We start from the raw sequence: 13710 nt of genomic DNA, 5'->3' as shown, positions 1-13710 counted from the left end.
TCAGCGGCCGGCCTGATCGGCCGCGGCGTGGTCGGCCGCGGCGTGGTCGGCCGCGGCGTGGGCGGCCCGCCGCGCGTCGAGATAGGCGCGGCGGCAGCTGCCCGGGTCGCGGTAGATCGGCGGCGAGGAGACGATCGGCGCGTCGCCGATGTCCGCGAGCGTCCACTGCCAGTGGTGGTCGAGAGTTTCGGTCATGGCGAGGGTACCGTCACCGTCGCCCAGCCGCCGTAGCCCCCGTCGCATGGTCTCGGTGCTCGTCTCAGCGCTGTTCTCGGCGCTGGTGGCCATGACGTCGGCGCCCGTCGGCGTGCGGTGGACGAGCCGCCACCCCGCGGCGTTCCTGAGCGGGATGACCGCGATCGCCGCCTCCCGTTCGCTGTACCGGCGCATCGTCCGCTCCCTTCACGCTTCGTCTCCGTGATGCCCGCCTCGCACGCGAGTAACCATGCCGCTCGCGCGAGGCGTCCTGCCCCGATCGGCTCACCCGTCCGGGTGCCGCGCTCGCCCTCGCCGCGACCGGCAAGGGCTTCGCCGTCATCGCCGACCGGGGGTGTCGCGCAGGCCGGCGACGCGGCACACCGCGGCGAAGCCGTCGTCGGTGCCGGGCCAGTGGGCGCGCACCGCCTCGAGGCCGGCCCGGCGCACGGTCGAGCGCAGCACGGCGACGACGATGATGGCGTCGTCGGCGTAGCCGAGCACCGGGATGAAGTCCGGTATCAGGTCGATCGGGACGGCGAGGTACACCAGCAGCAGCCCGAGCCGGGCGCGCACACCGCGCGGCAGGCCCGGGTCGGCGGCCAGGCGGCGCAGCAGCCGCAGCAGGTCGGGCAGCAGGCGCAGCGCTTCCCGCAGGCGCACCTTGTCGGGCTTGGCCACGAGCAGCACGACGACCAGCGCGAGCCAGACGACCACGAGGGCGATCGCCAGGCCGATCAGGGTCTGCAGCCACCACGGCATCGCGGCGCCCCCGTTCTCGCGCGCACCTGCGCCGGCAGCCGGTGGACGGGCCGGCCGTGGACACGCGACGAACGTAGCATTCGGGAGCAACGATCGTTACGGCGAGGCCGGCGACGGTCACGGTGTGTTCCGGCCTGACATTCCGCCGGGCTGCGGCGTCGGACTCGGCATGACGACTCAACTGCCGGCGCCCTCGTTCGCCGACCCGGCGTCCGCGCAGCGCCTGGAGCGCGCGGCCACGGCCCTGACCGCCCACGGCTTCACCGTGGAGATCCTCGACGGCGCCGCGGCCGCGCGCGCCCGGGTCGGGGAGCTGATCCCGCCGGGCACCAGCGTGTTCACCGGCTCCAGCGAGACTCTGCGCCGCTCCGGCATCGAGGAGGACATCAACGCCAGTGGCCGCTACGAGGCCATCCGGCCGCGAGTCCTGGCCATGGACCGGGCCACCCGGATGGACGAGATCCGCCGCCTGCTGGCCGGGCCGGACGTCGTCGTGGGCAGCGTGGCCGCGTGCACCGAGACGGGCTGCCTGGTGGCCGCGTCGGGCAGCGGCAGCCAGCTGCCGAGCTACGCCGGCGGCGCCGCCCGGGCCATCTGGGTCGTCGGGGCGCAGAAGGTGGTACCCGACCTGAGCACGGCGCTGCGCCGGGTCGAGGAGCACTGCCTGCCGCTGGAGAGCGCCCGCACCCAGGCCGCCCACGGCTGGCCGAGCGCCGTCAACCGCCTGCTGATCCTCAACGCGGAGCCCTATCCGGGCCGCGGCACGGTGCTGCTGCTGCGCGAGGCCATCGGATTCTGACGCATCGGGAGCAAAGCCGACATATCATCGTGAACGGGACGAGGCCGCCGGGCATCTCGACGTTCACGTTCAGGGTCGGCCGACCGATCCAATCAGGGCGACGACGCCGGACGAACCCGGCGCGCTGCGGGCCGCTCCTTCGCCGGAGGAACGTCGCGAAACGCCTGCCTGCAACGGATTGACGCGTTCGGGCAGACGCCCGGGGAGCGGTTCAGCCTCGGCGGAGACGGCCGCCCGCGGTGCGACCCGGCCGGGAGCTTCCGGGCCTGACCTCGGTCGAGGGTACCCGCGGTGCACGCAATCGGGGTGGGAGCGGGTATGGTTGCGCGCGGGGACCGGTTGTTCACTGCCGACGATGGGCAGGGGACCGGCCGCCGCAAACAGGAGGAAAGTGTGGCTAGCGGTACTGTCAAGTGGTTCAACTCCGAAAAGGGCTTCGGCTTCATCCAGCAGGACGACGGCGGTGCGGACGTGTTCGTCCACTACTCCGCCATCGCCAGCACTGGTTACCGTGAGCTGACGGAAGGCCAGAAGGTGGAGTACGAGGTGACCCAGGGCCAGAAGGGTCCCCAGGCGGAGAACGTCCGCGGTCTCTGACGCGATCCTCGCAGGAGCTTGGGCACCACCGGAGCGCCGCGCCGTCGCGCGGCGCTCCGGCCGTCTCAGGGTGCCAGCTGCTGCTCCAGCCGCTCCAGACCGCCGCTGATCAGGCGCCCGTAGTCGTCGTCGCCGAGCGCGCCGATGGTGTCCCGCGCCTGCCGCAGATGCGCGCGGGCCCGGTCGAGGTCGCCCAGCCGGCGGTAGCAGTCGGCCAGGTTGAGGTGCAGCGACGGATACAGCCCGGCCACGGACAAGGTGACGCCCGCCCGCGCCGCCCGGTCGTCGGTGAGCCGGTCGGCCGCCGCCAGGGCCCGCCGATCCCAGAGCAGCTCCTCGCGGACGTCGTCCTGCACGTCCGCCATCGAGTGCGCGAGCACGCTGACGTGCAGCGCATCGCCCTGCTCCCCGCCGATCTCGGCCCAGATCTCCGCGAACATCCGGCGGGCGGCTTCGCGCTGCCCCTGGCCGTGGTGCAGCGCCACGGCCTCGCCGATGCGCACGAGCACCGGGTCGGTGATCATGGGGCACCTCCATCTGCGAGCCGGGGTATCGCGCCGGCCTCGTTCAGGGCCAGCACGAGGTCGTACGGCGCCTCGTGGGCCAGCACCTCGCACATCGGGGTGTAGCCGCCCCGGTTCACGGCGTTGACGTCGAGGCCCGCGGCGAGCAGGCGCGGAAGCAGCTCGGCGTGCTCGAACTGGTGAATGCGGTGCAGCAGGGTCCGGCCGTGCTCGTCGCGCAGGTGCGGGTCCAGGCCGGCGTCGAGCAGCGCGAGCACCACCCGGCTGCCGCCGTGCTCCATGCGCCGCCACAGGTCGCGCCGGTACTCCCGCAGCCGCCGCGGCAGCCCCGCCCCACCGCCGAGCCAGGCGGACTCGGCCCGGAAGCAGTCACGCATCTCGCCGCCGAAGGCCCGCAGCGCGTGCTCCCGCCGCCGCTCGTCGTCGGTGTGATCGAGCAGCTCCAGCCGCCCGCCCCGCACGGCGATCCGGTGCCAGTCCGCCCCGCACCGCACCCGGACGTGCTCGTCCGCGGCGAACCCGTCGGGCACCACGGACGCGAGCGGGACGAGATCGTCGACGGGCGGGCGCAACAGCGGCGGATGCAGGCAGAACCCCGTCGGGTCAGGGCCCTGCCGGCCCCAGGTGACCCGGGGCCCGCCGTCGGCCAGCTCGAGCCGCAGGTGCCACTCCGGGATGGCGGAGTCGCGGCCGCCCAGGTCGCGCCACAGCGGCCACGACCGGTGCCCGAACTGCCCGGCGACGCGCCGCAGCTCCCGCGCCGCGAGCCCCGGATCGATGCGCAGCAGCAGGTCCAGCCCGGACCGCGACCAGTAGGACTCCTCCACCCTGTCCAGCGCCCACCCGGCCGCGGCCCACGCCTCCAGCGTCCAGACGCCGTCGTCCGCCGCAGCCGTGACGGCCCGCAGCTCCTCGGCCCGGCGGGCGTCCCACAGGTACGGCGGCAGCGGCACGACCCGCCCCTCGCCCAGCGCCCCGGCGCGCACCGCGTCCAGGGCGAGCCGCTGGGAGCCCGTCGTCCACGGCGAGGTCCGCAGCTCGAGCACCATCGTGTCGGCGGTGACCGGCCCGTCGGGCGCGAGGACGTACCGCGCCCCGCCGATCAGCGCCCCCGACCCGGCCCGCGACCGCGGCAGGTGCCGGCGCAGCAGGTCGGGCGCGAACCCGGCGAGCAGATCGGCGACCGGCCCGGCGTCCGCGAACCCGACCGTGACCCGCGCCGCCGCGCAGGCGGCCCGCCAGTCGCCGCGCTCCCGTGCCGCCGTGCACTCGGCGATCATCCACGCGGGCACGGTGTACTGCCGGACTCGGCGCGAGTCGCCCACAGCACCCCCATGCGGCTCAAAGGCGGCGAAGCCGACCGGATTCGAACCGGCGTCCTCCTGATGTGCTGTCACAGCGCGACGACCTCTGCGCTACGGCTCCGCCGGGCCGGATCTTACGGCAGACCGATTCCTTTCGCGGCCCAGCCGGTCAGTACCGGCATGGACGACATCTACTCGCTCAACGCCTTCTACCGCCGCAGCAACGCCCTCTCCCAGGCCGACCCGCCGCTGACCGTCGAGCAGCACCGGGTCGTCGACTCGCACTGGGGGGACGTCACGGCCGAGCCCGGCGGCGTCGACTACCTCGAGCGCGAGCTCGGCGGCGTGCCCGTGCTCTGGGCCGGTGCCGAAGGACAGCGCCGACCGGGTGCTGCTGTGCCTGCACGGCGGCGGATACGTCGGCGGCTCCGTGCACACGCACCGCAAGCTCTACGCCCACCTGGCCAAGGCGGCCGGCGCCCGGGCCGTGCTGCCGTCCTACTCGCACACGCCGGAGCGTCAGTACCCGACCCAGCTCGACGAGGTCACCGCCGTCTACCGGGCGCTGCTGGCGCAGACGCGGCCGGAGCACCTCGCGGTCACCGGGGACTCGGCCGGCGGCGGGCTGACGGTCTCGCTCATGCTGCGGGCCCGGGCCGAGGGGTTGCCGCTCGCCGCCGCGCTCGTGCCGATCTCGCCGTGGACGGACCTGACCCAGAGCGGCGCCTCCGTCGTCGCGAACCGGGGCACGGACCTGCTCTTCGGCGACCCGTACCCGATGTCGATCGACGGGCTCGTGGCGATGCTCCTGCCCGAGGGGGTCGACCCCGCCGATCCGCTCGTCAGCCCGCTCTTCGCGGACCTGACCGGGCTGCCGCCGATGTACGTGCAGGCCGGGGGCGCCGAGATGCTGCTCGACGACGCCGTACGACTGCAGGCGGCGGCTCGCCGGCACGGGGTCGAGGCCGCGCTCGACGTGACGCCCGGCGAGCAGCACACGTTCCAGATGGGGGCGGGGCACGCCGCGGCGGCGGATGCGGCGATCGCTCGCGCGGCCGCGTGGCTGCGGGAGAAGCTGGCACGGTGACGGACGAGCGGGAGGAGTTCGCGGCGCGGGCCGAGCCGCTGCGTCGCGAGCTGCTCGCACACTGTTACCGGCTCGTCGGCTCGCCGGACGAGGCCGAGGATCTCGTGCAGGAGACGATGCTGCGCGCCTGGCGGGCGTACCCGCGGTTCGAGGAACGGGCGTCGATGCGCGTGTGGCTGTACCGCATCGCCACCAACGTCTGCCTGAACGCCCTGGAGCACCGCGGCCGCCGCCCGCTGCCCTCCGGCCTCGGGGCGCCCGCGGACGACCCGCACGCGCCGCCCGGCGGGGCCGACCTCGAGGTGCCGTGGCTGCGCCCGATCGCCGACGCGCTCGTCACGCCCGAGTCGGCGGACCCGGCCGAGGTCGCCGCGACCCGGGACAGCCTGCGGCTCGCGCTCATCGCCGGGCTGCAGTACCTGCCGCCGCGGCAGCGGGCCGTGCTCATCCTGCGCGAGGTGCTCGGGTTCCCGGCGGCCGAGGTCGCGCAGATGCTCGGCTCGTCCGTCGCCGGGGTCAAGAGCCTGCTGCAGCGGGCCCGGGCCCGGCTCGAGGACGTCGCGCCCTCGCCGGACGGCGGCGATCTCGCCGAGCCGGGCGAGCCGGCGGCGCGGGCGCTGCTGGAGCAGTACATCGCCGCCTTCGAACGCAGCGACGTGACGATCCTGGAGCGGGCGCTGCGCACGGACGCGTCGCTGGAGCTCGTGCCGTCGCGAACCTGGTTTGCGGGCAAGGCGACCTGCGTGCCCTACCTGCGGCTGGTCATGGGCTCGGCGGGGGAGTGGCGGATGGCGCCGGTGTGGATGAACGGGCAGCCGGGGGTGCACGTGTGGTACCGCGGCGAGCCGTTCGGCGCCGCGGTGCTGACCGTGACCGCGACCGGCATCCGGCGGATCACCGTGTTCGGCTTCCCGGATCTGATCCCGTGACCGCGTGCTCCTCCAGCAGGGCCCGCATGCGCAGCGGCATCTCCTCGTTGAGCGAGATGACGGTGCTCGTGCGCACGATGTCGGGCACGGCGAACAGCGCGTCCACGATCCGGTGCAGGTCCTGGGTGTCGCGCGCCACGATCTTCAGCAGCAGGTCGGCGTCGCCGGTGGTGGCGTGGGCCTCGATGACCTCCGGCAGGTCGAGCAGGGCGTCGATGGCGCGGCGCCCCTGGGGCTGGCTGAGCGAGACGGACACGAACGCGGTCAGGCCGCGGCCGAGCGCCGCCGGGTCGACGCGCCGGCTGAAGTCGCGCAGGGCGCCGCCCGCCCGCATCCGCTGGAGCCGCGCGTGCAGTGTGTTGCGGGCGATGCCGAGCCGCTGCGCGAGGGCGAGGCTGGTGGCGTCGGGGTCGTCGTCGAGCGCGAGCAGGATCTGGGCATCGAGACTGTCCACTTGCGCATTATGGCACTGCATTTGACGGTACTGATGCAATCTGCGCAGTCCGAATGACCTCTGTTGCGCAGAGCGGCAGCGTCGAGTCAACCTGGCCGCATGAGCACCATCGCCGCGGCCCCCGCCGCCGTCCGCCACACCCTCGTCGACGACGTCGCGGGCATCGTCACCGGCGCGTTCCTGGCGTCAGTCGGCCTGTTCCTGCTCGACGCGGGCGGCGCCGTCACCGGCGGCACGGCCGGCCTCGCACTCCTGGCCGGGCGGCTCACCGGCTGGTCGTTCGCGATCCTGTACGTCGCCGCGACCGCCCCGTTCGTCGTCCTCGCCGTCGCGCGCAAGGGCTGGTGGTTCGCGGTGCGCTCGGCGATCGCGGTCGGGCTGCTCGCGGTGTTCTCGCTGGCGCACCCGCACGTACTGACGGTCGCGCGCATCGACCCGGTGTACGCGGTGCTCGCCGGCAACCTGGCCGTGGGCGTCGGCCTGCTGGTGCTGTTCCGCCACCACGCGAGCCTGGGCGGCTTCAACGTCGTTGCGCTGGTGTGCCAGGATCGCCTGGGCTGGCGGGCCGGCTACGTGCAGCTGGTCCTCGACGCCGCGACGATCCTGCTCGGCCTCCTGGTCGCCCCGGCGCACACGGTCCTGCTGTCCGCGGCCGGCGCCGTGGTGCTCAACCTCGTGATCGCCCTGAACCACCGCCCGGGCCGCTACACGGGCGCCTGAATCCAGTCCCCGGGCAGCTTGTCGCGCACCTCGTCCAGCGCCTCCGGCGTCCGCGCGCGGACCCACAGCCAGGCCGCGTCGTCGACGCGGAGCAGCGTATCCTGCGTGGCGTACCAGCGGGTCGGCGCCCCGTCCGGCTCTGCCCACAATGGATAGTCGGGCAGCGGCAGGCGCCGGAACCACCGATCCAGCGGCTCATCCTCGAGCTGCCGATTGTCGGCGATGTCCCCGTCGAGGATCCACTCCGACATCGCCATCTCGACGGCGGCGAGCGAGACCCGGTCGAGGTAGTTCCGCCAGCCCCCGCCCGGCACTTTGAGCACGACGGGCGGGTCGGGCTCGGCCAGCGCGCCCTTCTCGATGCCCCACCGCGTCACGTGCTGGTTCTCGACACGGAACTCGAGGACCTGGCCGGTGGGGTCGAACTGCAGCTGCCACGGTGCGAGGAGCCGGTCCTGGACGTCGGTGAGGTCGCGGCGCCGGCCGAACAGCGTGTAGAGATCGCACAGCGCCTTCGGCAACGACAACCCGAGCCGCTGCTCGGCCGCCCGCAGATCGTCCTCGGCGAAGCCGTCACCGGCGCCGATCGGCTCCGCGTAGCCCTCGGCGAACCGGCGGATGAACCGCCAGGCACCGTCGGCGTCGCGCACCCCGGCCGCGAGGTCCGCATGCAGGTCCAGCACGTCAACACCCTAGCCGAGCGGCGTGCGCGCACCCGCCGTCCGGCTTCGGTGGCGTACCATCCGACCATGGCCCGGCGACCGTTGCTCACCGCAGTGGCATACGTCGCCGCGACCATGGTTGTGTTGTTGCTCGGTCTGGCATTGGTGAGCGTCCAGCACTCCACGCTCTTGCAGGGCGAGGGAAAGTCCGTGGCGCTCCTCGCCGGCGCGGCACTGCTGCTACTCGGAGCGGGACGGCTGATCTTCAGAGCTTTCCGGGGCCTGACCCGACACCGCGGCCGCTGACGACGACGTATCGACAACGCGGCCGGGCTGGACAATCCGCCGCCACCAGGGGCGCTCATCCGATGCGCGGAGTTGTGCGCCGCCCGAGTCCAGGCCAGGGGCTGGGATGTCCTTCCATCCCGCGATCTGGCACGCCTCGCCACCGGGCAGGGTCGCCCATACCTCGGTGTCGGCGGGGCGCCAAATGACGACCTCGCCGGGGCCGTGGATCAATTCGGCTCGCATGGAGTCGAGGCCACGAAAGGACAGGACGACCTGACTGGTTGTGGGCAGTTCGTAAAGGGTTGGCGGTCGCCGGACGACGACACACCACGAGCTGGAATTGCATCAGTGCAGTGTGCACCGGTCGTGGGCCTCATCCGGCGATTCGTTCCCGGGCCGTGATGGTCGCGGCGAGCAACATCTCGTCCGCGCGCATCTCGGTGTCCTCGTCGCCGATGTTGAACCCCGCACGGCGCCGCGCGGCGATGAACCGGTCCAGCCGGTCGAGTACCGGCCGCGCATGCGACCCCATCGCGGCGAACACCTGGAGCACCTTGGGCCCGTGCAGGTCGTCGGACAGGTAGGTCGGCAGGACCGCCAGCAGTTCGTCGGCGACCGCGGGACCTTCGTGCAGCCACAGCGCGCCCGCCGACTCGACCTGCTCGAATCCGGGAACCCTGAACAGGCTCCGCAGTTGCCGGTGCTGCCGGACGGTGAGCCCGCCGTGCTCCGCGAGCCAGGTCAGCAGCTGCGATGCGAGCCGGTCGCGGCGGAGTTCCTCCGGCCGCTCGGCGAGGTACCGCTCGGCCTCGGCCCGGTGCGGCGCGATCCTGAACAGGGCGGACATCGCGCCCCGGGTCCGGTACTCCCGCAGCTGCGGGACCGCGGCCGCGGCGGCCGGGCCGATCTGTCCCAGGACGCAGAACGCCAGGTCCGGCGTGTCGTTCTCGGCCCCTTCCAGCCTGGCGATGAGTTCGGGCACGGCCGCAGCCGCAGCCGGCCCGAACGCGGCCAGCACCCGCATCGGCAGCTCAGGCGCGCACGAATCCGGAACCGCGGCCAGCATCTGGCGAGCGGCGGCCACCGGCGCCTCCGGGTCGGCGGCCGCCCGAGCAACCGCCCGGAACGCCTCCACCAGCCGGGGCTCGTGGCTGTCCGCGAGCATCAGCCGTACCAGGTGCGGCACCGCACGGTGGTCGCCGACGCAGCCGAGCGCGGCGGCGGCCATCGCGCCGGCCTCGGGGTCGTCCATCATCGCCGCGAGGCCGTCGGCGCCGAGCCGGGACGCGGTGAGCGAGGACGCTACCGCGCGTAGGGCTGCCGACCGTACCTCGGAAGGCTCTTCCCCGAGGAGGCCGGTCAGCATCGACGCCAACCGGCTCGGCGCCGCGCGCCACGCACGCATCGCCGCGACCGCCATCTGCACGCCATCGAGTCTTCGCGGCTGACGTTCGGCCGGGTCCGTCAGCCGCTCCGCCCAGCCGCAGCAGTCCTGCTCCCGGTCCACGCCGGTCAGCGCGCGGGCCCAGAGCTCACCCGCATCGGCGGAGGCTTCCAGGTCGGCGAGGATCGCGGCGTCCAGTGCCGGCCAGGCCGACGGGTCGTCGCTGCTGTACGTGGCGATGCCCGCGAGCAGCCGGATGGCGGGCTCCGGGTCGGACCGCAGGCGATCGAGCATCGCCCGGTGGTCCGGGGCCGGGCGCCAGGATATGGCGTGCATGAGGGCGATCCGGACGACCGGATCGGACGAGGCGGTCAACGCCGCCACGGCTCGATCGGTGCTGCCGGTGCGGACCAGCAACGCCGCTGCGGTACGGCGTAACGGCAGGTCTTCGTCGCGCAGAGCCGACTCGGCGGCATCTGCCATCAGGGGCCAGCCGCCCGGATGCAGCCAATACAGCTCGGCCAGCAACTCGAACACCGTCCGGCGTACCGGTACGCGACCGTCGTTCGCCAAGGCCAGCAGCCGATGGGTCGTCGGCCCGTCCCGGTCGGCCTTGATCGTGTCGAAGACCCAGGACCGCGCGTGGTCACCCGGGACCAGGAGCTCGCCCGAGACGATGCCCGCTTTCAACCATCCCCAGTCGTCCAGCGACGCCGCTGGGACGAGGCGGCTCACGCTGCGAGGCGCTGGGCGCCCTTTCCGTACGTCATGCGCTTGATCCTGCCACATGTCTGAGCGTGCACACCGCTTGCCTGCGGCGGTGCTGGGGCGGGTTCAGGTGCGCAATGCCAGGCCAGCCGCACGACCTTCACAAGCCTGCGACCGATCAGCGCGTCCATCCGCGACCCTTCCTGTCGAGGGGCACCGCATCGGCCAGTTTCGGGCCGTCAGCAGATCCGCAGCAGAAGGACGCGGTCGCCGTTGAGGCGCTCGATATGGTCGTGGAGGAGCTGCAACGACTCCAGGCCGGCTTGACTCGTCCAGCCGGCGGTCTCCTCGTCGTCGACCCCGTCGTCGAGTTCCTCCATCAGGCACGCGGCGAGGTCGTCGATGTTGTGCCGGGCTGGATCAACCGCCGGGCGGTCCTCGGGTGTCAGCAAGGTGTACTCGCCGACGGTGCCAAAGGTGATGCCCTGTTCCTCCAGGTACATGAGTGTGAAGAACATGCAGTAGCCGGACCAGTCGTAGTCGTCACCGACCCGGAGCGCGTGCTCAGCAATGACGTTGTCGCCGGTCTCAAGGTCCGGAAGGTGTCGCCGATCGATCGTGTACAGCAGCAAGATCGCGGACATGCCGAGACGCTACTCCTTCCGGGGCCCCGTCAAGAACCTGGTCACTCGTTGTCGCGGAGGATGCGTGCATGGATGAAAGCGGTACCGAACCGTCTCCGGTGTGGTTCAGTGCGACGCTGCTCCCGCGGGTAGGAGGGGGAAACGGGTAGGAGGGGGAAATCGGTGCACGCCGGCGGTGGGGATGTTTCGCCATACCTTCGCAGCCGATATATTGGTCGGCGTGGAAACCCCACTGCGTGAACCCACGTTCCTGATCCTCACCGCCCTCGCCGGCGAGCCGATGCACGGCTACGGCCTGATCGCCAAGGTGGCCCAGCTCTCCGAGGGACGTATCTCGCTGCGGCCCGGCACGCTGTACGGCGCGCTGGACCGGCTGGTCGACGCGGGCCTGGTCGGCGCCGATCACGAGGAGATCGTCGACGGCCGGCTGCGCCGCTACTACCGGCTCACCGAGCCGGGCGGTGAGCTGCTGGCCGCCGAGACCGAACGCATGCGCCGCAACGTCAAGGCGGCAACCATCCGGCTACGCGCCGCCAAGGCCGCGCCCCGCCCGAGCCGAGGATTCGCATGAGCCTGCCGGAAAGCCAGCCGGACCGCCCGGAAGGGCATGACCAGGGACGCCCGGCGATGACCGATCTCGAACGGCGCTATGCGCGCTGGACGGCGCTGTTCTATCCGGCCGACTATCGGCGGACGCGTGGCTCGGAGCTGGTGGACACGTACCTGTCCCTGGCCGCGCCCGACCGTAGGCGACCCTCGCCGGCGGACATCGCGGACCTCGCGGCCGGTGGGCTGCGCCAGCGCCTGCGGACCGCGCCCGGCCTCGGGCCCGGCTTCCGGCTCGCCGGCCTGCTCGCACTGACGACCACGAGCGCGCTCGCGAGCGGGTGGGCGATCTTCGAGGCGCTGGCACCCACAGTGTTCCGGTCTCGGTATGCCGGGCCTTTCATGTCCCTCGGGGTAGCGGCGTGGGCGGTCTGGTTGCTGACGGCCGTCGTGTACGTCGTCGCTCCCGGCCGGTGGTTTCGTCGCCTGGCGGTCCTCGCCGTGCTGGTCACCGCCGGTGTCGTGCCGGCCGCGATGCTGACCGGAATACCCCGCCCACCGCTGATCGTGCTATTGCCCCAGCTCGTCCTCGGTATCGTCGCGGTGGGCGCCGCCACACGGCACCGCCGGCGGGTTCGGCTGACACCGCTCGCCGCCGCAGCATTGACCATGCCGGTCACCGTTGCCGCGGAACTGCGCCTGAACTTCTACGGCGACTACTATCTGCCCGCCGCTACAGCATTGCCGGCCGCCGGGGCGACGCTGCTGATCGGCGCGACGCTGCTCGCGCTCGGCCTGGCCGCCCGGCACGACTCCCGCGGCCTCTGGGCGCTGCTGATCCTGCTCACGCCGATCGGCATGCTCGCACTGAACCCGCTCGGTGCGATGTTCGACGACGCCGGCCCCGGGCGGCCCCTGATCCCGGAGTGGTCAGCCGTGGCTGCCGCCGCGGTCCTGGTCGCCGCGGCGGGACCGGCACTGCTGACCCTGGCCATCGCCGCAACGGGTCGACGCTCGGCAAGTGGCCGATCGCTGCCCGCCGCGGGGGCTCATTGCCCAACCTGCGGCGCCCCGTCAAACTCCGCCGTTTGACCTCGACAGCCACAACGCGGGCGCGCACCGCCCGGACGAGCTTCGGGCGGTGCGCGGCGGGAGCCCGTCAGGCCGCGAGTTCCGCGCGGTGTGCGGTCAGGAAGTCGGTCAGGCTGAGCGGGTCCGGGTTGAACGCGCGCGCGGCCTCCAGGTCGCGGCGGCCGAGGTAGGACTCGGGGAACTCGGTGTAGTACTGGAACATGTTGCCCAGCTCGTCCGCCCCCGGGAAGCCGAAGTTCCGGAACTGCTCGTGCGTGGGCGGGCGGTAGGCCACCGGCTCGCCGAGCACCGTGCTCAGCGCCGCGGCCATCTGCTCGCCGGTCAGGTACTCGCCGACCACCGGTACCGTGGCGCCGATCGTCGCTGACGGCTGTTGCAGCACCCGGCGGGCCACGCGGCCGATGTCCTCCGAGGCGACGCCCGCGATGGGTGTGTCGCCGAGCGGCAGGTGCAGGGCCAGCGTGCCGTCAGGGTCGCGTTGTGGCTGCGCGAGCAGGTTGTCCCAGTAGAAGGACATCAGCAGATACGTGGTGGGGAGGCCGGACTTGGCGAACAGGGCGTCCGCGGCTCCGCCCTTCACGTCGAAGTGGGGCACCCGGTAGCCGTCGCCGAGGTACGGCATCCGGTTGTCGTCGGCCGCGATCGCCTCCCGCGTGTCCTCGAGCGTCGACCACAGGACGTGCCGCAGGCCGGCGGCCTGGGCCGCGCTGATGAGGGTCTCCACTTCGGTGAGTTCCCGGGCGGGGGAGCGGTGCTCCCAGAACGGCGTGACCATGAACGCGCCGTAGGCTCCGTCGAAGGCCTGGCGCAGGCTGCCCTCGTCGGTGAGGGTCGCCTCGACCACCTGGGCGCCGAGCCCGGTCAGCGCCTGGGCCTTGGCCGACGCGGCGTTGCGGGTCACGGCCCGTACGCCGAATTCGCCGCCGGCCAGCAGCGCCCGCGCGACCGCGCCGCCCTGCGTGCCGGTCGCGCCGAGCACGGTGATCACCTTGTCGTGAGACATGTCGGATGCTCC

At 72.9% G+C, this 13710-nt stretch carries 17 protein-coding genes and 1 tRNA gene; 8 read left to right on the top strand and 10 right to left on the bottom strand.

Annotated features, from left to right (window positions below; genetic code table 11):
• The gene (locus tag ABT369_RS42990; RefSeq protein WP_350621649.1) at positions 1 to 390 is read right to left on the bottom strand and encodes a hypothetical protein; all 390 of its coding nucleotides are present in this window, start codon (positions 388 to 390) and stop codon (positions 1 to 3) included.
• Positions 391 to 534: 144 nt separating this feature from the next.
• The gene (locus ABT369_RS42985; RefSeq protein WP_350621647.1) at positions 535 to 957 is read right to left on the bottom strand and encodes a YkvA family protein; all 423 of its coding nucleotides are present in this window, start codon (positions 955 to 957) and stop codon (positions 535 to 537) included.
• 169 nt (positions 958 to 1126) lie between these two features.
• Between ABT369_RS42985 and ABT369_RS42980 the strand changes: the two genes are divergently transcribed.
• Both ABT369_RS42980 and ABT369_RS42975 read left to right on the top strand, forming a co-directional pair.
• Positions 1127 to 1756 (top strand): LUD domain-containing protein, encoded by a 630-nt coding sequence (locus ABT369_RS42980; protein ID WP_350621645.1) that lies wholly within the window; start codon positions 1127 to 1129, stop codon positions 1754 to 1756.
• A gap of 393 nt (positions 1757 to 2149) precedes the next feature.
• Positions 2150 to 2353, top strand: coding sequence for a cold-shock protein (locus tag ABT369_RS42975; protein WP_350621643.1), 204 nt, complete (start codon positions 2150 to 2152; stop codon positions 2351 to 2353).
• A 65-nt stretch (positions 2354 to 2418) separates the two neighbouring features.
• Here ABT369_RS42975 and ABT369_RS42970 read toward each other — a convergent pair whose 3' ends face one another.
• The 3 genes from ABT369_RS42970 to ABT369_RS42960 form a co-directional block, all read right to left on the bottom strand.
• A complete protein-coding gene (locus ABT369_RS42970) occupies positions 2419 to 2877 on the bottom strand; it encodes a hypothetical protein (protein ID WP_350621641.1) in 459 nt (152 codons plus the stop codon).
• Positions 2874 to 4202 (bottom strand): ankyrin repeat domain-containing protein, encoded by a 1329-nt coding sequence (locus ABT369_RS42965; protein ID WP_350621638.1) that lies wholly within the window; start codon positions 4200 to 4202, stop codon positions 2874 to 2876. Before ABT369_RS42965 ends, ABT369_RS42970 begins: the two co-directional genes overlap by 4 nt.
• 26 nt (positions 4203 to 4228) lie before the next feature.
• A tRNA-Cys gene (locus ABT369_RS42960) sits at positions 4229 to 4302 on the bottom strand.
• A 243-nt stretch (positions 4303 to 4545) separates the two neighbouring features.
• Between ABT369_RS42960 and ABT369_RS42955 the strand changes: the two genes are divergently transcribed.
• Positions 4546 to 5268, top strand: coding sequence for an alpha/beta hydrolase (locus ABT369_RS42955; RefSeq protein ID WP_350621636.1), 723 nt, complete (start codon positions 4546 to 4548; stop codon positions 5266 to 5268).
• On the top strand, positions 5265 to 6197 hold the full coding sequence (locus ABT369_RS42950) for an RNA polymerase subunit sigma-70 (protein ID WP_350621634.1): 933 nt from the start codon (positions 5265 to 5267) through the stop codon (positions 6195 to 6197). Before ABT369_RS42955 ends, ABT369_RS42950 begins: the two co-directional genes overlap by 4 nt.
• Here ABT369_RS42950 and ABT369_RS42945 read toward each other — a convergent pair.
• The gene (locus tag ABT369_RS42945) at positions 6163 to 6651 is read right to left on the bottom strand and encodes an Lrp/AsnC family transcriptional regulator (RefSeq protein ID WP_350621633.1); all 489 of its coding nucleotides are present in this window, start codon (positions 6649 to 6651) and stop codon (positions 6163 to 6165) included. The two genes, ABT369_RS42950 and ABT369_RS42945, sit on opposite strands and share 35 nt — an antisense overlap.
• Positions 6652 to 6750: 99 nt before the next feature.
• Here ABT369_RS42945 and ABT369_RS42940 point away from each other — a divergent pair, with 99 nt between their 5' ends.
• On the top strand, positions 6751 to 7371 hold the full coding sequence (locus tag ABT369_RS42940) for a YitT family protein (protein ID WP_350621632.1): 621 nt from the start codon (positions 6751 to 6753) through the stop codon (positions 7369 to 7371).
• Here the strand turns inward: ABT369_RS42940 and ABT369_RS42935 are convergent.
• The gene (locus tag ABT369_RS42935) at positions 7356 to 8054 is read right to left on the bottom strand and encodes a hypothetical protein (RefSeq protein WP_350621630.1); all 699 of its coding nucleotides are present in this window, start codon (positions 8052 to 8054) and stop codon (positions 7356 to 7358) included. The genes ABT369_RS42940 and ABT369_RS42935 overlap by 16 nt on opposite strands.
• A gap of 66 nt (positions 8055 to 8120) precedes the next feature.
• Here ABT369_RS42935 and ABT369_RS42930 point away from each other — a divergent pair, with 66 nt between their 5' ends.
• Positions 8121 to 8339, top strand: a complete 219-nt coding sequence (locus ABT369_RS42930; protein ID WP_350621628.1) for a hypothetical protein — start codon at positions 8121 to 8123, stop codon at positions 8337 to 8339.
• Between the two features lie 355 nt (positions 8340 to 8694).
• Here the strand turns inward: ABT369_RS42930 and ABT369_RS42925 are convergent, their stop codons facing one another.
• The gene (locus ABT369_RS42925) at positions 8695 to 10440 is read right to left on the bottom strand and encodes a hypothetical protein (protein WP_350621626.1); all 1746 of its coding nucleotides are present in this window, start codon (positions 10438 to 10440) and stop codon (positions 8695 to 8697) included.
• 212 nt (positions 10441 to 10652) lie between these two features.
• Positions 10653 to 11057: a hypothetical protein gene (locus ABT369_RS42920; protein WP_350621624.1), complete on the bottom strand. Its 405-nt coding sequence runs from the start codon at positions 11055 to 11057 to the stop codon at positions 10653 to 10655.
• Between the two features lie 220 nt (positions 11058 to 11277).
• Here ABT369_RS42920 and ABT369_RS42915 point away from each other — a divergent pair, with 220 nt between their 5' ends.
• On the top strand, positions 11278 to 11628 hold the full coding sequence (locus ABT369_RS42915) for a PadR family transcriptional regulator (protein ID WP_350621621.1): 351 nt from the start codon (positions 11278 to 11280) through the stop codon (positions 11626 to 11628).
• Positions 11625 to 12695 carry a hypothetical protein gene (locus tag ABT369_RS42910; RefSeq protein ID WP_350621618.1) on the top strand — a complete coding sequence of 357 codons (1071 nt, stop codon included), beginning with the start codon at positions 11625 to 11627 and terminating at the stop codon, positions 12693 to 12695. The genes ABT369_RS42915 and ABT369_RS42910 overlap by 4 nt, the downstream gene beginning before the upstream one ends.
• Before the next feature lie 67 nt (positions 12696 to 12762).
• Here ABT369_RS42910 and ABT369_RS42905 read toward each other — a convergent pair whose 3' ends face one another.
• Complete coding sequence (locus ABT369_RS42905) at positions 12763 to 13698, bottom strand: NmrA/HSCARG family protein (RefSeq protein ID WP_350621616.1); 936 nt, start codon at positions 13696 to 13698, stop codon at positions 12763 to 12765.
• Positions 13699 to 13710 lie beyond the last annotated feature (12 nt).

It is taken from the genome of Dactylosporangium sp. NPDC000244 (assembly GCF_040300725.1).
Taxonomy (GTDB): Bacteria; Actinomycetota; Actinomycetes; order Mycobacteriales; family Micromonosporaceae; genus Dactylosporangium.
The sequence above is the reverse complement of the archived record's forward strand: the minus strand, read 5'-3'. Positions and strand labels throughout refer to the sequence as shown.